At 70.4% G+C, this 22,269-nt stretch carries 23 protein-coding genes and 1 tRNA gene; 9 read left to right on the top strand and 15 right to left on the bottom strand.

Features of this window, described 5'->3' with window-relative positions; all coding sequences use genetic code 11:
* Positions 1–58: 58 nt before the first annotated feature.
* From ABCS02_RS08305 to ABCS02_RS08280, 6 genes are all read left to right on the top strand, one after another.
* Positions 59–2,074, top strand: a complete 2,016-nt coding sequence (locus ABCS02_RS08305; protein ID WP_345835199.1) for an MDR family MFS transporter — start codon at positions 59–61, stop codon at positions 2,072–2,074.
* Between the two features lie 62 nt (positions 2,075–2,136).
* On the top strand, positions 2,137–2,724 hold the full coding sequence (locus ABCS02_RS08300) for a helix-turn-helix domain-containing protein (RefSeq protein ID WP_345835110.1): 588 nt from the start codon (positions 2,137–2,139) through the stop codon (positions 2,722–2,724).
* A gap of 62 nt (positions 2,725–2,786) precedes the next feature.
* Positions 2,787–3,584, top strand: coding sequence for an alpha/beta hydrolase (locus ABCS02_RS08295; protein ID WP_345835109.1), 798 nt, complete (start codon positions 2,787–2,789; stop codon positions 3,582–3,584).
* A gap of 93 nt (positions 3,585–3,677) precedes the next feature.
* Entirely contained in the window at positions 3,678–4,193 is a 516-nt protein-coding gene (locus tag ABCS02_RS08290) for a DUF1003 domain-containing protein (protein WP_345835108.1), read from the top strand.
* Between the two features lie 132 nt (positions 4,194–4,325).
* Positions 4,326–4,913 carry a hypothetical protein gene (locus tag ABCS02_RS08285; protein ID WP_345835107.1) on the top strand — a complete coding sequence of 196 codons (588 nt, stop codon included), beginning with the start codon at positions 4,326–4,328 and terminating at the stop codon, positions 4,911–4,913.
* Between the two features lie 62 nt (positions 4,914–4,975).
* A complete protein-coding gene (locus ABCS02_RS08280; protein WP_345835106.1) occupies positions 4,976–5,386 on the top strand; it encodes a VOC family protein in 411 nt (136 codons plus the stop codon).
* A 22-nt stretch (positions 5,387–5,408) separates the two neighbouring features.
* On the opposite strand, the gene ABCS02_RS08275 is transcribed toward ABCS02_RS08280, so the two are convergent.
* The 9 genes from ABCS02_RS08275 to ABCS02_RS08235 all read right to left on the bottom strand — a co-directional run bounded on the left by ABCS02_RS08275 (position 5,409) and on the right by ABCS02_RS08235 (position 9,662).
* Positions 5,409–5,972, bottom strand: a complete 564-nt coding sequence (locus ABCS02_RS08275; RefSeq protein ID WP_345835105.1) for a dihydrofolate reductase family protein — start codon at positions 5,970–5,972, stop codon at positions 5,409–5,411.
* 99 nt (positions 5,973–6,071) lie between these two features.
* Positions 6,072–6,518 carry an SRPBCC domain-containing protein gene (locus ABCS02_RS08270; RefSeq protein ID WP_345835104.1) on the bottom strand — a complete coding sequence of 149 codons (447 nt, stop codon included), beginning with the start codon at positions 6,516–6,518 and terminating at the stop codon, positions 6,072–6,074.
* Positions 6,515–6,865, bottom strand: a complete 351-nt coding sequence (locus tag ABCS02_RS08265; protein WP_345835103.1) for a metalloregulator ArsR/SmtB family transcription factor — start codon at positions 6,863–6,865, stop codon at positions 6,515–6,517. The genes ABCS02_RS08270 and ABCS02_RS08265 overlap by 4 nt, the downstream gene beginning before the upstream one ends.
* An 85-nt stretch (positions 6,866–6,950) precedes the next feature.
* A complete protein-coding gene (locus tag ABCS02_RS08260; protein WP_345835102.1) occupies positions 6,951–7,211 on the bottom strand; it encodes an SHOCT domain-containing protein in 261 nt (86 codons plus the stop codon).
* A complete protein-coding gene (locus tag ABCS02_RS08255; RefSeq protein ID WP_345835101.1) occupies positions 7,208–7,633 on the bottom strand; it encodes a DUF6325 family protein in 426 nt (141 codons plus the stop codon). The genes ABCS02_RS08260 and ABCS02_RS08255 overlap by 4 nt, the downstream gene beginning before the upstream one ends.
* Before the next feature lie 159 nt (positions 7,634–7,792).
* Positions 7,793–8,194, bottom strand: a complete 402-nt coding sequence (locus ABCS02_RS08250; protein ID WP_345835100.1) for a DUF1801 domain-containing protein — start codon at positions 8,192–8,194, stop codon at positions 7,793–7,795.
* Complete coding sequence (locus ABCS02_RS08245) at positions 8,194–8,811, bottom strand: dihydrofolate reductase family protein (RefSeq protein ID WP_345835099.1); 618 nt, start codon at positions 8,809–8,811, stop codon at positions 8,194–8,196. The genes ABCS02_RS08250 and ABCS02_RS08245 overlap by 1 nt, the downstream gene beginning before the upstream one ends.
* Positions 8,811–9,308 carry an SRPBCC family protein gene (locus ABCS02_RS08240; RefSeq protein WP_345835098.1) on the bottom strand — a complete coding sequence of 166 codons (498 nt, stop codon included), beginning with the start codon at positions 9,306–9,308 and terminating at the stop codon, positions 8,811–8,813. Before ABCS02_RS08240 ends, ABCS02_RS08245 begins: the two co-directional genes overlap by 1 nt.
* 3 nt (positions 9,309–9,311) lie before the next feature.
* Positions 9,312–9,662 carry a metalloregulator ArsR/SmtB family transcription factor gene (locus ABCS02_RS08235; RefSeq protein WP_345835097.1) on the bottom strand — a complete coding sequence of 117 codons (351 nt, stop codon included), beginning with the start codon at positions 9,660–9,662 and terminating at the stop codon, positions 9,312–9,314.
* Between the two features lie 177 nt (positions 9,663–9,839).
* On the opposite strand from ABCS02_RS08235, the gene ABCS02_RS08230 reads away from it, so the two are divergent.
* Positions 9,840–14,549 carry a hypothetical protein gene (locus tag ABCS02_RS08230; protein WP_345835096.1) on the top strand — a complete coding sequence of 1,570 codons (4,710 nt, stop codon included), beginning with the start codon at positions 9,840–9,842 and terminating at the stop codon, positions 14,547–14,549.
* A gap of 82 nt (positions 14,550–14,631) precedes the next feature.
* Here ABCS02_RS08230 and ABCS02_RS08225 read toward each other — a convergent pair whose 3' ends face one another.
* Complete coding sequence (locus ABCS02_RS08225; protein WP_345835095.1) at positions 14,632–15,477, bottom strand: class II glutamine amidotransferase; 846 nt, start codon at positions 15,475–15,477, stop codon at positions 14,632–14,634.
* A gap of 179 nt (positions 15,478–15,656) precedes the next feature.
* On the opposite strand from ABCS02_RS08225, the gene ABCS02_RS08220 reads away from it, so the two are divergent.
* Positions 15,657–16,295 carry a M23 family metallopeptidase gene (locus ABCS02_RS08220; protein ID WP_345835094.1) on the top strand — a complete coding sequence of 213 codons (639 nt, stop codon included), beginning with the start codon at positions 15,657–15,659 and terminating at the stop codon, positions 16,293–16,295.
* 22 nt (positions 16,296–16,317) lie between these two features.
* Here the strand turns inward: ABCS02_RS08220 and ABCS02_RS08215 are convergent, their stop codons facing one another.
* The 5 genes from ABCS02_RS08215 to ABCS02_RS08195 form a co-directional block, all read right to left on the bottom strand.
* The gene (locus ABCS02_RS08215; RefSeq protein WP_345835093.1) at positions 16,318–16,740 is read right to left on the bottom strand and encodes a VOC family protein; all 423 of its coding nucleotides are present in this window, start codon (positions 16,738–16,740) and stop codon (positions 16,318–16,320) included.
* Between the two features lie 98 nt (positions 16,741–16,838).
* Entirely contained in the window at positions 16,839–17,906 is a 1,068-nt protein-coding gene (locus ABCS02_RS08210; protein WP_345835092.1) for a hypothetical protein, read from the bottom strand.
* A gap of 54 nt (positions 17,907–17,960) precedes the next feature.
* Entirely contained in the window at positions 17,961–18,713 is a 753-nt protein-coding gene (locus ABCS02_RS08205) for a methyltransferase (protein WP_345835091.1), read from the bottom strand.
* A gap of 15 nt (positions 18,714–18,728) precedes the next feature.
* Positions 18,729–18,804, bottom strand: a tRNA-Val gene (locus tag ABCS02_RS08200).
* Positions 18,805–18,838: 34 nt separating this feature from the next.
* On the bottom strand, positions 18,839–19,309 hold the full coding sequence (locus ABCS02_RS08195; protein ID WP_345835090.1) for a peroxiredoxin: 471 nt from the start codon (positions 19,307–19,309) through the stop codon (positions 18,839–18,841).
* A 226-nt stretch (positions 19,310–19,535) separates the two neighbouring features.
* Between ABCS02_RS08195 and aceE the strand changes: the two genes are divergently transcribed.
* Positions 19,536–22,262, top strand: coding sequence for a pyruvate dehydrogenase (acetyl-transferring), homodimeric type (aceE, locus tag ABCS02_RS08190; RefSeq protein WP_345835089.1), 2,727 nt, complete (start codon positions 19,536–19,538; stop codon positions 22,260–22,262).
* The last annotated feature ends 7 nt before the right edge of the window (positions 22,263–22,269 follow it).

Raw genomic sequence — 22,269 nt, 5'->3', positions numbered from 1 at the left:
CACTGCGCCCGTGAGGGTGCAATCCGCGGCTCCCGCGCCGCGCGAGTCGAAGCCGATCATGTCGCACCGGCAGATTCTCCTCGTCATCTACGGCCTCATGGCCGGGATGTTCCTGTCGTCGCTCGATCAGACGATCGTCGGCACGGCCATCCGCACCATCGGCGACGACCTCCACGGACTCAACGACCAGGCGTGGGTCACCACGGCGTACCTGATCACGTCCACGATCGCCGTCCCGATCTACGGCAAGCTGTCCGACATCTTCGGCCGCCGCCCGCTCTACATCTTCGGAATCGTCGTGTTCCTGCTCGGATCCCTGCTCTCGGCGTTCTCGACGTCGATGATGATGCTGGCCGCCTTCCGCGCGTTCCAGGGGATCGGCGCGGGTGCGCTGATGTCCCTCCCGCTGGCGATCATGGGCGACATCCTCGCCCCGCGTGAGCGCGCCAAGTACCAGGGCTACTTCCTGGCCGTCTTCGGCATCTCGTCGGTCATCGGCCCGCTCATCGGCGGTCTGTTCGCCGGCGCGAACCAGATCCTCTTCGTCACCGGGTGGCGCTGGGTCTTCCTGATCAACGTCCCGATCGGCATCGTGGCGCTCCTCATGGTGCTGGCCTTCCTGCACCTGCCGAAGTTCCACAAGACCGCCAAGCCGCGGATCGACTGGTGGGGTGCGACCGCGGTCATCGTGACGCTCGTCCCCGTGCTGCTGGTCGCAGAGCAGGGCCGCGACTGGGGCTGGACCTCGGCCGCCTCCATCAGCTGCTACGTGATCGCCGCGGTCGGCCTGATCTCCTTCATCCTCATCGAGCGCGCCATGAAGGATGACGCGATCATCCCGCTGCGCCTGTTCCGGTCGCGGGTGTTCTCGATGGCGACCGTCCTCGGCGTGCTCGTCGGCTTCGGGATGTTCGGCGCCATGCTGACCCTCCCGCTGTACCTGCAGATCGTCTTCGGGCTGAGCCCGACGGCCTCCGGCTTCGCCACGCTGCCGATGATGGCGGGCCTGATGATCGCCTCGATCGCGTCGGGCCAGATCATCGCCCGCACGGGCAAGTACCGGATCTTCCCGGTCACGGGAACGCTGTTCACGGCGGGCGGCTTCTTCGTGCTGACCTTCCTCACGATCGACAAGCCGCTCTGGTTCCTGATGATCGCGATGTTCCTCATCGGGCTCGGACTCGGCCAGATGATGCAGACGCTCACCCTGGCCAGCCAGAACGCGGTCGCGCCGAACCAGATGGGCGTCGCGACCGGCGCGTCCACCTTCTTCCGCCAGATCGGTGGAACGCTCGGCGTCGCCGTGCTGCTCTCGGTGCTCTTCGCCGCCCTGCCGGGCAACATCGTCACGGCGACGGCCGACCAGAAGACCCTGAGCTCTGCCCTGGATGCCGCCCTGACGCCGGAGGTGGCGACCGCGCCGCACAACAAGGCCATCATGAAGCAGCTCTGGACGCCGATCGTCACCCCGATCGAGAAGAGCATCCAGGACGAGCTCACCGCAGGCGCGACCAAGGCGAAGGCGGCCGCCGGCGCCGCCGTGACCCAGAAGGTCACCGCAGCCGTCGACGCGCAGGTCGCCGCCGGGAACATCCCGGCCGAGGCCGCGGCGCCGATCATCGCCCAGCAGGTCGCGGCGGCGACGCCGCAGGCCGAGGCCGCCGCACTGGAGGCGGTCGCGAAGGCGGCGCACGCCACGGTCGTCAACGGGACGGTCGAGGTGAACTGGGCGAACGCGAGCCAGCGCGGCTTCTACGTCGACAAGCTCACCCCGACGCTCGCCGACAAGCTGAAGAAGGGCGACTCCAAGGCGAACAGCTCGAGCAGCAGTTCGACGAGCGACACCTCGTTCCTCGACGGCGCCGACCAGCGCCTGAGCAAGCCGTTCATGGTCGGGTTCAACGATTCCGTGGTCCTGGTCTACACGATCGGACTCGGAGTGATCCTGCTGGCCTTCGTCCTCACCCTGTTCTTCAAGGTGCCGCCGCTGCGGAAGACCTCCGCGCTGCAGCAGCAGGTGGACGAGGGCGGCGCGACCGTCACCGGGAGCATCCGGGCGGTGCCGCAGGCCTGATCGGGGGAGTGGGCGGCGTCCTCGTGGCGCCGCCCGCTCCGCTCGGTCGGAAGCATCGGATCATGACCGCAATCGACATCCACCCCGAGGCCGTCGGCCTCCGGGAGCGCAAGAAGCTCCAGACCCGCACCGCCATCCACGAAGCGGCCTTCCGCCTCATCGACGCGCAGGGGCTGGACGCGACGACGGTCGAGCAGATCTGCCAGGAGGCAGACGTCTCGGGCCGCACCTTCTTCAACTACTTCTCCTCCAAGGCCGCGGCTGCCCTGGAGTTCCAGGACCCCACGATCCACCCGGACGTCGAGCAGGCGTTCCTCGCCGACCCCGGCAGCCTGGTGATGGCGCTGTGCGAGGTGATCGGCAGCGGTTCCGAGCACGGCCCGGACCTGGTCCGCCTGAAGCAGCTCCTGAGCCGCCGCCCCGAGCTCCTGACGACCGCGACGCGGATCATGGTCGAGGTGCGGGAGATGTACGTCGACCTCGCCGCCCGCCGCGCGCGCAGCAGGTCGGAGGCGGAGCTCGCCGTCATCCTCGTGATGGCCGCGCTCAGCAAGGTCCTGCACGACGACAACGCGTCGGAGGAGCCGATCAGCGTGCAGCTGAAGGCGACGGTGCGGCAGCTGTTGGCGCTGCGGTGCGACGAGGCGTGAGCGATGCGCGGCCGGGGGAGCGGCCTCGGTGCGTCGGCCTTTCCTCGCTGTAGCGTGGTGGGGTGAATGAGGCGCAGCGCACGGTGACCGTCGAGGACGGGACGACGATCGCCTATTCGGTCGTGGACGGCACAGGACCGGCGGTCGTGCTCCTGCACGGGCTGGCCGGCAGCAGCCGCGAGTTCGTCCCGACCGCTCGCGCGCTCTCACCGCGGCGGGTGATCCTGATCGACCAGCGCGGCCACGGCTCCAGCACGCGCATCCCCGCCGACACATCCCGAGCGGCGTTCGTGAGCGACGTCGTACGCGTCATCGAAGCGGAGGACTCGCAACCGGTGGACCTCGTCGGTCAGTCGATGGGCGCCCACACCGCGATGATCGCGGCCGCTCATCCGGAGCTGGTACGCCGGCTCGTGCTGCTCGAAGGCGACGCGGGCAGCGGATCGCCGGACGACCACGCTGCGCTCGGCGACTTCTTCCGGGCGTGGCAGGTCCCGTTCGGCAGCCGGGAGGAAGCCGGCGAGGCGCTCGGTGATGGTCCGCTGGCGCAGGCGTGGGTGGCTGACCTGGAGGAGCGCGGGGGAGTCTTCTACCCACGGTTCGACGCCGACGTGATGGTACGAGCCATCACCGGGGTGGCCGTGCCGCGTTGGAGCGAGTGGGAGAGCATCACCCGGCCCACGCTCGTGGTCTATGCCGATGGAGGCATATTCAGCGAGGAGCAGAAGGCCGAGTTCGTCGCTCGCGGCAAGAACGTCAGGCGGGTCGACCTCGCCGGCGCTTCGCACGACGCGCACCTGGACGCGTTCGAGCAATGGTCCAGTGAACTCTGCGGGTTCCTGCTGCCCGCGCCACGCTGAGCGCCGACGCCCCGGCTCCCGGGCTCCGTGACGCCTGCGCAGTACGCTCGGCCCATCGGCGGGAGGAGTCCGCCGCGAGCCTGGAGTAGAGCGATGTCGCAGCCGTCTTCCCCTACCGGAACATCCACCTCCGCCGCACCTGCCCCCGGGCGCCGGCGCCCGTTCCTCCGGCCCAGCCGTCTGCTCGCCAACGCTCCGCACGAGAAGTTGCATCCGGCGGTGCTCGCCGAGGCCGAACGTCGCGCGTCAAGCGTTCAGTTGCGGATCGCCGACGCGATCACGGCGTTCGCCGGGTCGATGATGTTCGTGTACCTGCACATCGCGCTCTTCGCGGTCTGGATGCTCGTGTTCGAGAAGAGCCCGTGGCCGACGCTGACACTCATCGTCTCGCTGGAGGCGATCTTCCTCTCGACCTTCGTCATGATCGGGCAGAACCGCCAGGCCGCCTTCCAGCAGGCGAAAGCCGACCACGACTACATCGCCCAGCAGAAGCTGCTGGAGGAGAACACCGAGCTCACGCGCACGATCCACCGGCTGACGCAGGAGATCCACGCCAGGATGCCCGAGAGCGGTGCGCCGTCAGCCGGAGCAACGGACGCGATCCACTAGCTGCGTTCGCGTCAGGACTTTGCGGGCTGCCGACGCGCATTGGCTCGGTCGCGCTGCTCGATGTTCATAGTCGCTAGTCCGGGCACGGACCCGGCGTCCTACTCTCGGTACCACAGTGCGAGGGGTGAACAAATGGCCAGGTCGTGGTGGGCGCGAGCGATCGTCGGCGCGGTCTGCGGTCTGGCGTGGGCGTGCGCGCTTCGTGCCTACATGGCTCTGCTCGCCGGATCGGAATCGCAGTTCAACTGGCCGGGGACGTTCTTCGGCATCCTTCTGCCCGGCGTGCTCGTCGGCGCAGCCCTCGGGTCCGCGTCCTCACTGAGCCGTGATCGCCGGGCGATTCTGCGGTGGACGGCCGCGTCCCCGCTGCTCTTCGCCGTCTTCACGCTCCTGCTGCCCGGTGTGTTCGTCGCTCTCGTGACGACCGGCATCGGAGGAGGCGCGATCGCGGTCCCGCTGGCGGGCATCCTCGGCGGATATGCATTCGCGGGCCGGCGCACGTGGCTCCGAGTGGTCGGGGCCGTGGTGGCGGTCGGAGTGCTCGCCGGTCTCGTGTGGACCGTCCCGTTCATCGCCGGCCTGCCGCTCGCCACGCCGCACGGCGCATGGGCGGCGCTCCTTATCGCGTCGCTGCTCGTGGTCGAGATGCTGGCCGCGTCCATCCCGTTCGCGCGACTCCGGGCTTTGAGTAGCGCGGAGACGCCGGTAGCCACCCGTTAGTTAAGCGCTGATAATGCACATTATGTCAGCTAGCGGATCGTCCACCCGAGTACCCTTCCAGAATGACGCCGAACGACGACTTCCCCGGCGATGCCGAACTGACGCACATCCTGGTCGTGAAGGACGCCGACGCCTCGCGTGATTTCTACCGCGACGTCGTCGGCGCCGAGATCGTCCGCGCGTACGGCGGCACCAGCGTCGTCGCCCGGCTGGCCGGCACCTGGCTGTTGCTGGTCACCGGCGGCGGCCCGACTCCGGACAAGCCCTCCGTGACGTTCTCCCCGCCGGATGACCCGGACCGCGTCGCGCACGCGATGACGTTCCGTGTGCCCGACTGCGCTGCGGCGTACGAGGTGCTCCGCGCGCGCGGCGCCGACTTCCTGACCCCGCCGATCGTCAACGGCCGGGAGGTTCGCTGCTTCTTCCGCGATCCGGACGGGCACCTGATCGAGCTCTCCGAGTACCGGGGCTGATTCGACATCCTCCGAACGCCCGCTAACGAACCACCTGGTAGACGACCTTCTGCACCCCGTTCCCGTACGTCTCCCCCTCGACCACGGCCAGCTTCTCGATGCCGTGCTCCGAGCTGCTGAACAACCGCTCCCCCTCGCCCAGGAGCACCGGGAAGACCAGCAGGTGGTAGCGGTCGACCAGCCCTGCGTCGGCCAGGGCGTGGCCGAGCGCCGTGCTGCCGTGGACGATGATCGGGCCGCCCTCGGTCGCCTTCAGGGCGGCCACGTCGTCGAGCGAGCGCAGGATCGTCGCGGGCCAGCGCTCGTCGTCGCCCTCCAGTGTCGTGGAGACGACATAGCGCGGCATCGCGTTGTAGCCGGCGAACTCCTCCATCGACGGCCAGACCGGGGCGAAGAGCTCGTAGCTCCTCCGGCCGAGCAGGACGGCGGTCGCCTCCCCCTGCTCGCGGCCCTTCAGCTCGTAGGCGGCCGGGTCGAACTCGACGCCGTTGAAGGTCCAGCCGGCGTTGCGGTAGCTCGCGTCGCCTCCCGGAGCCTCGGCGACGCCGTCGGCGGAGACGAAGGCGGAGATGATGAGGTCGCGCATGGGGGTCAATCCTCTCGGTGCAGGTGGACGGCACGATGTCGTGCCGTATTCAACCTAGCAGTTCTAAACCGGATAGTTCAATACCGGGAGGAAAGTCGATCAGGCTTCCGCGAGCTCCCCGAGGACGTCGAGGAAGGTCATCCAGCCGGCGATCGTGCCCTGCCGCTGCTCGTCCGAGAATCCGGGCGTCTGCTGGGTCATGCGCAAGCGTGTTCCCACCGCCGACGGGGTCAGCTCGACCGTGAGGACGGCACGTTCGGGGACGGCAGGACGATCGGTGAGCGTCATCACCAGACGCGACGGCGGGTCGACCTCCAGGAATTCCCCCGCCCAGTCGATGGTGCTGCCATCCGGAAGGACCATCATCGCCGACCAGGACCTGCCCTCCTCTGCCCGGTAGTCGAGCCCGTCGAGCGGGACCTGCACCTCGCGGCCGCCGAACCAGCGGGCGAACGACTCGGGAGTCGTCCACGCGGCGAACACGGCGGCCGGCGGCGCCGCGAACTCTCGGTCGATCTCGATGCCGTCGTCGGTGATGCCGGTCACTCCTGGTCCTTCTGTTCGGTGTTCGCGGCGGCGAGGAGGTCGTCGAGCGCGTCGAAGCCGGCCTCCCAGAATCGCTGGTAGTCCTCGATCCACGCCGAGGCGGCGAGCAGCGGGCGGGCGTCGAGCATGGCCGGACGGTACTGGGCCTCGCGGCCGCGAGTGACGAGGCCGGCGCCCTCCAGGACCCGGAGGTGCTTGGAGACGGCGGCGAAGCTCATCTCGAACGGCGCCGCGAGATCGCCGACGTTCGCCGAGCCCTGCGCGAGCCGCGCGAGGATCGCCCGCCGGGTCGGGTCCGCCAGGGCCGCGAAGGTCCTGCTCAACGGATCGTCTATCGCCGTGGTCATCGCCACCTCCCCATCGGCGTACTGAACCGAATGGTTCCATACGACGCCAACGGTAGCACGCGGGCTGCTCCCCCGCCGGGAGGCGCTACAGGTTCAGGATGCGGGCCTTCTGCGCCTCGAACTCCGCCTCGGTGAGCACCCCGGAGGCGCGCAGCTCCCCGAGCTGAGCGAGCTGATCGAGCACGGACGGCTCAGCGGCCAGGGCCGGCGTCTCGGGAGCAGCGGGCTGGGGCTGCCCGGTCGCCGCGGCGTCCTGGGCGGCCCAGCGCTGTTGCTGGCGCCGGTGGGTGCTTCCGATGACGCGCGTCGCGACGGAGGCGCGCGCGGCGGTGCGCAGAAGGCTCATCGGTCCGCTCCTTCCGCATCGAGGGCGTCGGCGAGGTCGATGATGTCGACTCCCCCGGCGAACAGCTCCTCGCCGCCCGCGGCGATCCAGGCGTCCGCCGCGGGGGCAAGCGAGCGGTCCTCGTAGACGAGGGCGACGGCGAAGGCGCCGGGCTCCAGCGCATCCACGACCCGCTGGACGTCCTCCGCGTCGAGGATGCCCGAGTACGCACCGGCGAACCCGTCGGCGCCGGGGAACCGATCGAGCGGCTGCCGGACGGGCGCTCCCGTGTCGTCCACGCGGATCAGTTCGAGGTCGAGGACCTCGATGATCCCGTCATCGACCCGCTGCAGCACGGCGGCGAGGCCCGCGCTGACGGAGGCCTCGGCGGGGAAGGCGAACACGAGATAGTCCACAGGTCCGGCGAAAGCGTCGTTGGCCATGGCGTTCCTTTCTCTGGAGAGGGCACGGCGAACGCGACGCTAGCGGCGCGCGAGACGTGCTCCCCCGCCGCACGCCCGGAAGCGGTGCCGCCGCGGCCGAAGTTTCACCGGCTCTGCCATCCCCCGCCCGCCGCCATCGCCCGCGCACTCACCCGGCGCTCAGGCCTTCCGGCCACCGACCCCCGGCCGCGAGGTGATCTGCCGCATCCAGTCCGCGACCTGCTCCTCGTCCAGGTCCGCGAGCGTCGCCAGCTCCACCCCACGGGTGGCCTTGCCCATCGCCACGGGCGTCACCGGCGGCACGGGATCGAGCGTCGTCCCGTTCACGAACATGAGCTTCACGATGTCGTCGAAGGCGCCGCAGCAGAAGCACCAGCCGTCGCCGACGCCGTAGTACGACATCCCCCACTTGATCGAACGGGTGAGGCCGGGCAGCGTTCGCGCCGCCAGGGCGTCGACGGCCTCGGCGATCGCGCGCTGGCCGTCGGGGAGGCTCGCGATGTACGCGAACACCGGCTTGTCGCCGACCGCCGCCTTGGCCGGGCTCGCGCGGCCGGGCATCAGCGCTCCCGAACGGTGTAGGTCAGGTGCGTCGCGCGCGGAGACGCGTCTGAGGCCGTCTGCTCCAGCCTGATCCGGGAGTCGTCCACCGATTCGAACAGGCGGATGCCCTTTCCGAACAGCACGGGCGAAAGGGCGATCGAGAACTCGTCCACCAGGCCCGCGTTCAGGTACTCCACGACCGTCGCGCCGCCCCCGGCGATCCGGACGTCGCGCTCCCCCGCGGACTCGCGCGCCCGATCGAGCGCGACCCGGAGGTCGTCGACGAAGTGGAAGGTGGTGCCGCCGGCGCGCACCCAGGGGTCGCGGCGCTCGTGGGTCACCACGAACACATCGCTGTGGAAGGGTGCGTCCTCCGGCCAGGAGTGCTCTCCGGCCTCGAACATGCGCTTGCCCATCACGCTGGCGCCGGTGCGCTCGAAGGTGCTGCGAGCGATGTCGTTGTCCAGGCCCTCCTCGCCGCCGGGGCCGAGCCCCAGATTCTGGCGGAAGAACCGGGTCGGGAACACCCAGTGCTGCAGCTCCATCCACTGCTTCCCCATCAACTCGTCCGGGGAGTCCGGCGCCATGAACCCGTCCAGCGACATCGAGACGCTGAAGAACACCTTCCCAGCCATCAGTCCTCCTTCTCATTCCTCATCGTGGTCTCGACGTAGCCGGCCAGCTTGGCCAGCGTCTGCCTGCCGCCCTCGGCGGCGTGAGAGCGTTCGAGCGCCTGGTCGCGCAGCTGTGTCGTCGGGAAGACCGTCCGCAGCTCGATGCGCGTCGCCGTGCCCTCGGGCGTGAAGGTCAGCGCCGACTCGAACGTGTCCGGGTCGTCGCGGCGCTCGCCGTGGAGCAGCTCGATGCGCTCGGGCGGCACGATGGCGGTCCAGGTGATCCACTCGGGATGGACGGTGCCGTCCGGCCCGCGCATCGTGAAGACCCACTCGCCTCCGACCCGGAACTCGAAGGACCGCGTGGTCGTGCTGAAGCCCTCGGGGCCCCACCACCGCGAGAGATGCGCGACCGACGTGAACGCCTCGAACACCAGCTCGGGCGGCGCGTCGATCAGACGCGTGACCACGATCTCGCGATCGGCCGTCGAGGACTCCGCTGCTTCCGGTTCGCGCACCGACTACTCCCCTGCACCCTCTCGTCGCTCGGCCTTCAGCTCCTGCAGGTACGCGTCGAGCCGGCCGAAGCTCTCGTTCCAGAACTGCTCGAAGCCGCCCGTCCACTCGTGGACCGTGCGCAGGCCGCCGGCGTCGAGGCCGTAGACCCGCTGCTTGCCGGCGCGGCGGTCCTGCACGAGCCCGACCTCCTTGAGCACCCGGAGGTGCTTGGACGCGCCGGGCTGCGGCATCCCGAGGGCCGTGGCCACCTCGTTCACCGGCCGCTCGCCGGAGCGCAGCAGCATCAGGATGTCCCGGCGGCGCGGCTCCGCGATCGCGTTGAAGACGTCCGAGGTCGTCGCTGCCCGTGCCATGCGATCGATCATATACCCATATGGGTGCAGGTGTGCCAGGTGAAGATCGTCGTTAAACCTCGCTTCCACTGAGCGGAAGGATGTGCTGCGCGCCGCGGAAAGACCACGGTCCGCGGCCCGATCCGCCGAGCGACGTCGGTAACTTTCGACGGTCATTCACCGACGGGGAGGCATTCGATGAAGTTCTTCACACGCAGGCGCTCGAAGGCGCTTGCCGCTCTCGTGAGCGTGCTGATGGCGGTGGCCGGCGTCATCGTCTTCTCGCAGGTCGCGGCGGCCGCGCCGACCGACCAGCAGTGCGCGTACGCGGACGCCGGCACGGGGACGTACGCGCGCACGCTGTGCTGGCTCGACCAGAGCGGCTACGACCAGGCGGCGGCCTCCAGCCCCGGCGGCCAGCAGATGAAGGTCGCACTCCCCGGTGGCTACACACTCCAGTACACGGCCTTCGCGACCGGCCGCGCGGTGGTCGCCGCCGCGTTCCCGACGTACACGGCGGCCTATCTCGGGCGCACCGACGGCGGGTATCGCGGAGTGGCGGGCATGCCTGCGCTGTACCAGGCGGGCGCCACGGGCGGGCACTCGTCCGTGCTGATGGCCGGCATCTCCGTCACGGACGCCGACGGGAACCCCGTCAACGCCTTCTCGATCGTCATGGCCGACGCGGAGTCCACCGACCAGGGCGAGTCGCTGGCGTTCGCCTCGGACAAGCCGCTGCGGCAGATCGCGCCGATCGGCAATGCGTGTGAAGCCGGGTTCACCGGAGTCGGCACGAACACGGTGGTGTGCTCCAGCAATCAGAGCGTCTGGAGGACCGGCACGGCGATGCTGGCGGCCGACGCTCCGAACGGCGTCACGATCGACCTGAACACGAACCGGCGGCAGGGCGTCGCGTTCGGCATCCTGCTGTCGAAGGTCGTCCTGTCCAAGAACGTCGCCAGCCGGGTGAGCCCCTCCGACTCGTTCGGGCTCAGCGTCAGCGCGCCCGGCGGCATCCAGCTCGCCAGCGCGAACACCGGGACCGCGACCACCGCCACCACCGGCGAGGTCGAGACCATCGGCGCCGCCACCACCTCCCCGTTCACGCTCGCGGAGACGGCGACCGGCACGACCCCGATCGGCGCGTACGCGCAGTCCTGGTCGTGCACCAGGAACGGCTCGGCCGATCCGGGTCTGCCGTCGGGCGCCGCCGGCCCCTCGGCCACAGTCGCGCTCGGGATCGGTGACCTGGTCAACTGCACCATCACCAACACGGCGCTCTCCGGGAACCTCCTGCTCCAGAAGGAGGCCGGACCCGTGAACGACGTCAACGGCAACGGCGTCCGCGACGCCGGCGACACCATCCCGTACTCCTTCACGGTGACGAACACCGGGCAGGTCGCGATCGACAATCTCGTCGTCAACGACCCCAGCGTCGGAGCGGTGACCTGCCCGGCGACCACGCTCGCCCCCGGAGCCTCCACGCGCTGCACGGCGAACGCGCTGTACACCATCACGGCCGCTGACGTCTCCTCAGGCGCCTTCACGAACACCGCGTCGGCGCAGGGCACCCTGCTCGGCGGCACGACCGTGATCCGCTCCAACACCTCGGCGACCACCACGACGCTCGAAGCGGCGAACGCGTCGCTCACGCTCAGCAAGACGGTCACCCCGTCGACCGCGGCGACGGCCGGGACCACGGTCACCTACAACTACAGCGTGACGAACACCGGCAACGTGGATGTGCACGCCCTGGCGATCGCGGAGAGCTCGTTCTCGGGAACCGGGACCGGCCCGGCGCCGGTCTGCCCCGTGACGTCGCTCGCCCCCGGCGTCTCGACGGTCTGCACGGCGACCTACACGCTGACCCAGGCAGACGTCGACAGTGGCTCGGTGACGAACACCGCGCACGCGACCGCGACCGACCCGGAGAGCGGCACCGTCGACTCCCCCGCTTCGTCTGCGACCGTGACCTCCGCCGCCGCGCCCGCGATCACGCTCGAGAAGTCGACGTCGCCGGACGACGCGGCGTCGTTCGTCGTCGGGCAGGTCTTGACCTACTCCTTCGTCGCCACCAACACCGGCAACGTGACGCTGACGGACGTCGGCATCACCGAACAGGGCTTCACCGGCACCGGAGGCGCGGTGAACCCGGTGTGTCCGGCAAGCGCTCCGATCCCGCCGGGCGCCCAGGTGACCTGCACGGCGGACTACACACTGACCCAGGCCGACATCGACCAGGGCGACGTGACGAACACCGCGACCTCGCAGGGCACGCCGCCGAGCGGCCCGGCCGTGAGCTCGGCGCCGGCCACGATCAGCGCCCCGGGCAACCCGGCGCCGGCGATCACGGTCGAGAAGACCGCGACGCCCGCGACCGTCGCTGCGCTGGGCGACGTCGTGAGCTACCAGTTCGCCGTCACGAACAGCGGCAACGTGACCCTGAAGGACGTCACGGTCGACGAGACGGCCTTCTCGGGAACCGGCGGGACCCCTGCCGTCACCTGCCCCGCGGAGGCGGCGACGATGCTCCCCGGCGCCCGGATGATCTGCACCGCCAGCTACACGCTGACGCAGACGGACGCCGACCAGTCGCAGCTCGTCAACACCGCCACCGCCACCGGCACCCCGCCGGCGTCGGCCGGTGGGCCGGTCACGAGCGCGCCGTCGACGGCGACCGTCGCGGTCGCGGAGAACCCTGCGCTCACCCTGGTGAAGACGGCGAGCCCGCTGCACGCGAACGCCGCCGGCGACACGATCACCTACTCGTTCGCGGTGACCAACACCGGCGACACGACGGTGAACGGCATCGGGATCGCGGAGGGCGCCTTCTCCGGCACCGGCACCGCGCCGTCGCCGACCTGCCCGGCGGGTGCGGCCTCCCTCGCGCCCGGCGCGACCGTGACGTGCACGGCCACCTACACCGTCACCCTCGCCGACGCGAACGCCGGCGGCATCGACAACACCGCCACCGCGACCGGAACGACGGGGAGCGGCGCCGCCGTCACGTCGCCCGGCTCGCAGACCGTGGTGCCGATCGCGCCCGACCCGGCGCTGACCCTGCAGAAGACCGCCTCCATCCGGAACGTGACGGCAGCGGGCCAGACGGTCACCTACGAGTTCGTGGTGACCAACACCGGCAACGTGACGCTGCAGAGCCCCCAGGTCGTCGAGTCGCAGTTCAGCGGGTTCGCCGTGCTGGACCCGGTCTGCCCGGCCGGGGTGACCTCCCTGGCGCCCGGCGAGTCGGTGACCTGCACGGCCGACTACGTCACCACCCAGTCCGACATCGACAAGGGCGGCATCACCAACCGGGCCGTGGCGACCCTCCAGACGCCGGGCGGAGCCACCATCACCGCTCCCCCGTCGGAGGTCGACATCACCGCCGACCCGGCGCCCGCGCTGACGATGGCGAAGACGGTCGACCCCACCGCGATCACCGCGGCGGGACAGCCGGTCACGTACTCGTACCTGGTGACGAACACCGGGAACGTGACGCTCACGGGCATCTCGGTGGCCGAGGGCGCCTTCACCGGCACCGGGGCGACGCCCGCGCCGAGCTGCCCGGCCGGCGCGGCCTCCCTCGCGCCGGGTGCGACGGTCACCTGCACGGCCGTCTACACGCCGACCCAGGACGACGTCGACGCGGGAACCGTGACCAACACGGCGACCGCGAGCGGCTCCCCGATCGGCGGAGGCGCTGCGGTGGACTCGCAGCCGTCGTCCACGACCTTCAGTGCGATCGCATCGCCGGACCTGTCCATCACCAAGACGGCCGACCCGGCCACGATCACGCGAGCCGGTCAGGCCGTGACCTACAGCTTCGTCGTGACCAACACCGGCAACGTGACCATGTCCGAGGTCGAGGTGATCGAAGGGACCTTCACCGGGACCGGCACAGCGCCGGTCGTCCAGTGCCCGGCGGCGCCGATGGTCCTCGCGCCCGGTGACACCGCGACCTGCACGGCGACCTACATCGCGACCCAGGCGGACGTGGATGCGGGCTCCGTCGACAACACGGCGACCGTGCAGGGCACGATCCCGTCGGCGCCCGGTGTGCCGATGACGTTCGGTCCGGCTGACGGCACCTTCGACGCACCGGCCCAGCCGGCGCTGACCATCGTCAAGTCGGGGACGCCGAGCGACGCCGCGTCGTTCACGGCGGGCGCGGTGATCACGTACAGCTTCGTGGTGACCAACACCGGCAACGTGACGCTGGACGACATCCAGGTGACCGACTCGGGCTTCACGGGCAGCGGCCCCGCCCCCGTGCCGGACTGCTCGGGTGCGCCGTCCTCCCTCGCCCCGGAGGCGCAGCTGACCTGCACGGCGACCTACACCGTCACGCAGGCGGACGCCGACGCCGGAGGCATCACCAACACGGCCACCGCGAGCGGACTCCCGCCCGCGGGCGGCGAGCCGGTGCAGAGTGAGCCGTCCACGGTCACACTGCCGCACGACAGCGCGCCGGCGCTCTCCCTGGTGAAGAGCGCCACCGTGAACGCCTCCACGATCGACTACCACTTCACGGTGACCAACACCGGGAACGTGACGGTCACGGGCGTGGCCATCGCGGAGGGCGACTTCACCGGCACCGGCGGCTTCCCCGGCGTCGACTGCCCGGACGGGGCGGCCTCGCTGGCCCCCGGCGCGTCGATCGTCTGCACGGCGGCGTACACGCTCACCGATGCGGACCGGCGGGCGGGAACCGTGACCAACACGGCGGTCGCGGACGGCACGGCCGGCTCCGGACGGGTCTCCTCGCCGCCGTCGACGGCCCGGGCCGCAGTGGGCGGTCTCGCCTCGACGGGACTGGACGTCGAGACGCTCGTCTGGGTCGGCGCGATCCTCCTGGCCCTCGGCGGCGGCGCCATCGGATTCCGCGCCCTGCGGCGACGCCGGGCCTGATCCGGAGGTGATGAAGGCGGGGACGACTCAGGTCGTCCCCGCCTTCTCGCGTGCTCAGGCTTCCGTGCTCAGGCCAGCGTGCTCAAGCGTCGGCGCGCGCCATGAACGGCTCGTGGTGGTAGCCGTCGTCGGTGAGGATCGCGACGGTCGACTCCCCCACCTCCAGGAACGCGCCGGGGATGTCGTTGAGCGGCTCGGACACGACGACCTTCGCCTTGTCCCCGAAGACCTCCAGGCGGGCGGCGTCCGGGTACATCTCGCGCAGCTCCGGGATGGCGACCGAGTGGTACAGGCTCCGGCTGCGGCCCGACGTGGAGTGACGGAACGCCCACAGCGTGGCGCCGTCGGAGATCGCGATCGTCCCCTGCATCGGGAACTGGACGCCGTTCGCCTCTCCCACCTCCTCGATCCGCTGGACGGTCTTCGCCATCGCGCCGATCGGGTCGTCCTGGAGGCCGAGCGTGAGGGCCAGGTAGAACATGACCTCGGAGTCCGTGGTGCCGTGGATGAGCGGGTAGAGCGACGGGTCGACCGCGAACGTCAGGTCGCGCTTCATCTTCGCGAAGCCGCCGAGGAAGCCGTTGTGCATGAACAGCCAGTTCTCGTAGCGGAACGGGTGGCAGTTCGTCTGCTGGATGGGCGGCCCGGCCGCCGCGCGCACGTGCCCGAAGAACAGCGGGCTCGCGATCGAGTTGGTGAGCTCGCGCAGGTTCTCGTCGTTCCAGGCGGGTTCGGTCGAGTGGAACAGCGCGGGAATGTTGCCCGCCTTCGAGCCCTCCGGGTACCACCCGAACCCGAAGCCGTCGCCGTTCACCGTCTCGGCGCCGAGTGGCGAGTTCAGCGATTGGGCGACCAGCGAGTGTTGCGCGTCCAGGATCAGTTCGGCGGGTTTCAGCGCCTCCCCGGAGTACGCGAGCCAACGGCACATGACGTCTTCCCCTCCCGGATCGACGGGCTCGATCCGGGAGCACCATAACGCCGCGGGGCCTCCCCCGGGAATGGTCGCCGCAGCGACTCTCAGGCTTCCCTCACGGTGATATGCCACACTGGAGATACGGCATGCCCGGCGTGTGACCGTACTCCCACCCCGACCGAATGAGGTGCCCCGTGTCCCCGTTCCGACCGCTCTCGCACACCCTGATCGCCGGCGGGCTCGCGCTCGGCCTGGCCGCCACATCGTCCCTCATCGCGTGCGCCGCCCCGGCGACGGCGGCCTCCCTCGCGGGCGACCTCGCACCCGCGCAGGACCTGGTGGTGCCGGCGTCGTTCGGCGCCGACTCCTTCGGGCTCGCCCGCGAGGCGCCGGCCGTGCATGTCGCGCCCGGGGTCGTCTGGCCCGTTCGGGACGGCGCCGCCATCTCGGACGGGTTCGGTCATCGGGACGCTCCGGTCGAAGGGGCGTCCACCGAGCATCCCGGCATCGACTTCGCCGCGCGCGCCGGCGTCCCCGTCCACGCGGCCGCGTCCGGCGTGGTGAGCCGGGCGGTGACCGTGGACCGCGGCGGCTGCGGCATCCAGCTCGCCATCGACCACGTCGTGCGCGGCGAGGCGGTCACGACCGTCTACTGCCACCTCGCGGAGGGATCGGTCCGGCTGCGTCCGGGTCAGCGGGTGGCCGCGGACGAGGTGATCGGGGCCGTCGGCAGCACGGGGGTCTCGACGGGAGCGCACCTCCACTTCGAGGTGCGCCCGGGCGGCGGCGCCCCGATCGACCCGCTGCGCTGGCTGAACGCGCTCGCCGCGTGACCCTCCGCCCGCGGGCCCGGCGTCAGGCGGTCGGCGCCGCCCCCGCGATGTTCACCAGCCACTGCACGCCGAACCGGTCGACCAGCATCCCGAAGCTGTCGCCCCACGGCGCCTTGGAGAGCGGCTCGACCACGGTGCCGCCGTCGACCAGCTTGTCGTAGTAGCCGGAGAGCTGGGCTTCGTCGTCGCCGCTCAGGGACACCGAGATCTGGGAGCCCTCCTTGAGGTCCATGTGGGCGGGCACGTCCGCCGCCATGAGCGTGAAGCCCGCGTCGGTGGTGAGCTGCGAGTGCATGATCAGGTTCGCGTCGTCCGGGTCCTGGCTCATCCCGAACTCGGCGAAGGTGCTCTGCTGCAGGGTGCCGCCGAAGACGGACTGGTAGAAGTCCATCGCCTCGCGGGCCTGCGTGCGGAAGTTGAGGTACGGGTTCAGGATCGACGGCATCGTGGGGACTCCCTTCGTGCGCGCGCACGGTGCGCGGCTCAGGGTTCAGGCTAGCCAGTGGGCCGCCCGGGCGGGAAGGCCGCGGGTGCGGCGGCGCGTCAGGCGAGGTACGCGGCGACGAACAGCTCGCCGCGGATCGCGCCCAGCGCGGCGAGGACGCGCTCCACCACCGCGTCCGTCACCCCCGACGCCACGACGTCGTGGGGGCCGAGAGGCGCGAGCGGCGAGCAGCGCACCCGCACGACCTCCCAGCCGGCGGCGCGCAGGAGGCGGTCCTTGCGTCGGTCGGAGGCCTCCCGCGGGCCGACGTGCTCCAGCCCGTGCCGGCCGATGGTGTCGTATTCGATGGCGACGCGCAGCTCGGGGACGACGATGTCGGGCCACACTTCGAGCTGGTTGTAGAACGGCCGCGCGACGCGCACCGCGTTGAGGCTCAGGTCGACCGCGAGCCTCGCGGCCACGCGGCGCTTCAGCTCCGGCTCGGCCGCCGACGCCGGGCGCGGGGCGAGCTCGCTGAGGAAGGCCTCCCCGACCCGCACGCGGTCCGCCCCGCGGCGAGCGTTCCGGCAGACCGGGCAGCGGCGGCCGCCGAGGATTCGCTCGACGGTGGCGGAGTAGCTGGGATGCCCGTTCGCGCACTGCCACGAGTAGCGCGTGGCGGTGCCGTTCTCGTGCGAGAGGGCGACGCGCGAGCCGGGCGCCGCCAGCGCGATCAGCTCCTCCCTTGTCATCGACGTGCGGTCGAGCCTCCGGCAGAGGTAGCAGCGGTCGTCGTCCGGGTCGTTCTCGATGCGCCGCAGGTCGCGCGCGTGGCCGCAGACGTGCAGGCCGGCGTCGGGCTCCGGCGTCCTGATGCGGCGCGGGACGGCCTCCTCGCTGCACCACGGGCACCAGGCCGACCGCCGGCGCGTTCCGCCCGGACGGGAGCGCTGCTCCTCCGGCGTGGCGATGAAGCGGTGGCCGGCGTCGCACTCCCACTGCACGTAGACGTCGGCGGCGGGCGGGATCTGGCTGAGCACGATCCCGCCGTTGAGCTCGGGATGGAACTGGCGCACCACGGTCGGATAGCGCTGCCAGTCGGCGCGGTAGGCGCCGACGGCGTACGGCACCGGGAGGCCCTTGGACCACTGCCGGCGCGCCCACCACTGCGCGACGTTCTCGGTCACGTCACCCCGTCCTTCACACGCCAACGGTACGGCGGGCCTCCGACAGCGGCGGATTCACAGCACGAACGGCAGCAGGGCACGGCGGTCGGGCGGATAGTCGGGGAAGGTCTCCCGGTACCAGCGGTGGTTCGCCATCGCCCGCGGCGCGAGGTTGGCGACGGTGTAGAGCGCGAAGGCGAGCCCCGCGAGGGACCAGGTGGCGACGGCCCAGCCGGTCCACTCCACCAGCTCGCCGAGGTAGTTCGGGCTCGACACGAACCGGAAGCCGCCGCCGTACGGGATGCGGTAGCCGTCGCCGCTACGCCGCAGCCTCCGGAGGATGCGGTCGGAGCCGACGTTGAGCGCGTACCCCGCCGCGAAGAGGACCACGCCGATCCAGAACCGCGGATCGCGCAGCCAGGACACCGGGTAGTGGCCGTACTCGGAGATCCAGCGCGCGTTCACCCACGCGTTGAGAACGTTGAACAGGATGGCCAGCAGCATGACGAGCACCGGCATCCGGGAGCCGGAGCGCATGAGCAGCGGGTAGACGAAGGCGCGCTGCACGTAGTGCGCCTGCCAGAGCAAGAGGAATAGCAGGGGCACGAGGTCGGCGCGGTGCGAGCCGAGCAGGTAGAAGGCCAGGAAGGCGAGGCTCGCGGGGGCCTCCATCACGATCCAGCCGACGCGCGCGGGGACGGTCGGGCCCCAGCCGGGGCGGCCGTGGCGGCCGCCGTAGGGGGCGACGACGAATTGCAGCGCGACGAAGGTCACGGCGGCCAGGATCAGCTCGGCGACGACGAACCAGCGGTAGGGGCCCGAGGGCATGGGTGGGAGTCTAATTGGTGGGCCCTGCCGGGATCGAACCGACGACATCCACGGTGTAAACGTGGCGCTCTACCAGCTGAGCTAAAGGCCCTGACCTCACCAGCCTAGCGGGCGAGGCGCGGCGCTCACACGTGCGCAGGCAGCAGCTCCAGCGCGGCCCGGTACGACTCGATCGAGCGGGCCTCCCCCGGCGCGGTGATGAACGACGCGCGGATGATGCCGGACTCGTCGATCAGGAACGTCGCGCGGTTGGCGAAGCCCTTCTCCGGCAGGAAGACGCCGTACTCCTTGGCGGTCTCGCCGTGCGGCCAGAAGTCGGCCAGCAGGCTGAAGTCATAGCCTTCCTGCTCGGCCCAGGCGCGCAGCGTGTACTTGGAGTCCACGGAGATCGCCAGCAGCTCCACCCGGTGGTCCTGGAACATCGCCAGGTTGTCGCGCAGCGCGCACAGCTCGCCCGTGCAGGTGCCCGAGAACGCCAGCGGGAAGAAGACGAGGGCGACGGCCTTGGAGCCGCGGAAGTCGCTGAGGCGGACCGAGCGGCCGTGCTGGTCGAGCAGTTCGAAGTCGGGAGCCTGGGTGTCGTTCTCCAGAGCCATGTGACGTGTCCTTTCACGCGCTCCGGGGACGATTCCACCCGGCCGGCGCACGAGGACACAGCATAGACCCGGACGCGGTGAGCGCCAACCCGTGGCCTGGCTCCGAGCGGTCACCGGTCGTCCCGACTTGCGGCTAGGCTGAACGATGGTGCCCGCGGATTTGTCGTGACCCGACAAGCGGATGCGCGCCTTCCACGATCCATCCGACACAAGAAAGAGGTCGAGGGTGACTGTAAACGACCAGGACCCGTACTCGGTGAATAACATCGACTCGGACCCCGAGGAGACCGCCGAATGGCGCGAGTCCCTCGACGCACTGGTTGCGGCACACGGCCATGAGCGCGCTCGCGAGATCATGCTCAGCCTGCTGAAGCGCTCGAAGGAACTCCACCTCGGCGTCCCGATGGTGCCGACCACCGACTACATCAACACCATCTCCCCGGAGAACGAGCCGGACTTCCCCGGCGACGAGGAGATCGAGCGCCGCTACCGCGCCTGGATCCGCTGGAACGCGGCCATCCTCGTGCACCGCGCGCAGCGCCCCGGCATCGCCGTCGGCGGACACATCTCGACCTACGCGTCGAGCGCCGCCCTGTACGAGGTCGGCTTCAACCACTTCTTCCGCGGCCAGGACCACCCGGGCGGCGGCGACCAGATCTTCGTCCAGGGCCACGCCTCCCCCGGCACCTACGCCCGCGCCTTCCTCGAGGGCCGGCTGAGCGCCGACCAGCTCGACGGCTTCCGCCAGGAGAAGTCGCACGCCGGCGGCGGCCTGTCCTCCTACCCGCACCCGCGGCTGATGCCGGAGTTCTGGCAGTTCCCGACCGTGTCGATGGGTCTGGGTCCGATCAACGCGATCTACCAGGCGCAGCTCAACAAGTACCTCACCAACCGCGGCATCAAGGACGCCTCCGACCAGCACGTCTGGGCGTTCCTCGGCGACGGCGAGATGGACGAGGTGGAGTCGCGCGGCCAGCTCCAGGTCGCGGCGAACGAGAAGCTCGACAACCTGACCTTCGTCATCAACGCGAACCTGCAGCGCCTCGACGGCCCGGTGCGCGGCAACGGCAAGATCATCCAGGAGCTGGAGAGCTACTTCCGCGGCGCCGGCTGGAACGTCATCAAGGTGATCTGGGGCCGCGAGTGGGACGACCTGCTCGCCCGCGACACCGACGGCGCGCTGGTCAACCTGATGAACCAGACGCCGGACGGCGACTACCAGACCTACAAGACCGAGAACGGCGCCTACGTGCGCGAGAACTTCTTCGGCCGCGACCCGCGCACACTGGAGCTCGTCAAGGACTACACCGACGACGAGGTCTGGGGCCTCAAGCGCGGTGGCCACGACTACCGCAAGGTCTACGCGGCCTTCAAGGCGGCCGTCGAGCACAAGGGCCAGCCCACCGTCATCATCGCCAAGACCATCAAGGGCTACGGCCTCGGTCCGTCGTTCGAGGGCCGCAACGCGACCCACCAGATGAAGAAGATGACGCTGGACAACCTCAAGACGTTCCGCGACGCGATGCGCATCCCGGTGACGGACGCGCAGCTCGAGGAGAACCCGTACCTGCCGCCGTACTACAACCCGGGGCCGGACGACGAGGCGATCCAGTACCTCCACGAGCGCCGCCGCGCGCTCGGCGGCTACGTCCCGGAGCGCCGCGTCAAGTACACGCCGCTGAACCTCCCGGACGACTCGGCCTACGCCATCGCCAAGAAGGGCTCCGGCACGCAGGAGATCGCCACCACCATGGCGTTCGTCCGCCTGCTCAAGGACCTGCTGCGCGCGAAGGACTTCGGCCACCGCATCGTCCCGATCATCCCGGACGAGGCGCGCACCTTCGGCATGGACGCGTTCTTCCCGAACGCGAAGATCTACAACCCGAACGGCCAGCACTACACCTCGGTCGACCGCGAGCTGCTCCTGGCCTACAAGGAGAGCCCGCAGGGCCAGATCATCCACGTCGGCATCAACGAGGCGGGCGCCCTCGCGGCGTTCACCAACGTGGGCACGTCGTACTCGACGCAGGGCGAGCCGCTCATCCCGGTCTACGTCTTCTACTCGATGTTCGGCTTCCAGCGCACCGGCGACGCGATGTGGGCGGCGGGCGACCAGATGGCGCGCGGCTTCATGATCGGCGCCACCGCCGGCCGCACCACGCTGACCGGCGAGGGCCTGCAGCACGCCGACGGCCACTCGCTGCTGCTCGCCGCCACGAACCCGGCCGTCGTCGCCTACGACCCGGCCTACGGCTACGAGATCGGGCATATCGTCCGCTCGGGCCTGGAGCGGATGTACGGCGAGTCGCACCCGAACCCGAACGTCATGTACTACCTGACGGTCTACAACGAGCCGATCGTGCAGCCGGCCGAGCCGGAGGGCGTGGATGTGGACGGCATCGTCCGCGGCATCCACAAGCTCCGCGACGGCGAGACCGGCGGCCCGAAGGCGCAGCTGCTCGCGTCCGGCGTCTCGGTGCCGTGGGCGCTGGAGGCCCAGCACCTGCTCGCGCAGGACTGGGGCGTGTCGGCCGACGTGTGGAGCGTCACCTCGTGGGGCGAGCTGCGCCGCGACGGCCTGGCGGCGGAGGAGCACAACTTCCTCTACCCGCAGCAGGAGAAGCAGGTGCCCTACGTCACCCGCAAGCTGCAGGGCGCCGAGGGACCGTTCGTCGCCGCGACCGACTACATGCACGCGGTGCCGGACCAGATCCGTCAGTTCGTGCCCGGTGAGTACGCCACGCTCGGCGCCGACGACTTCGGCTTCTCCGACACCCGCGCCGCCGCGCGCCGGTTCTTCAAGATCGACGGTCCGTCGATCGTGGTCCGCACCCTGGAGCTGCTCGCAGCGCAGGGCAAGGTGGACCCGAACGCGCCGGCCTGGGCGATCGAGAAGTACCTGCTGCACGACGTCAACGCCGGCACCACCGGCACCGCGGGCGGCGAGTCCTAGACCGCAC

It is taken from the genome of Microbacterium sp. X-17 (assembly GCF_039615055.1).
The sequence above is the reverse complement of the archived record's forward strand: the minus strand, read 5'-3'. Positions and strand labels throughout refer to the sequence as shown.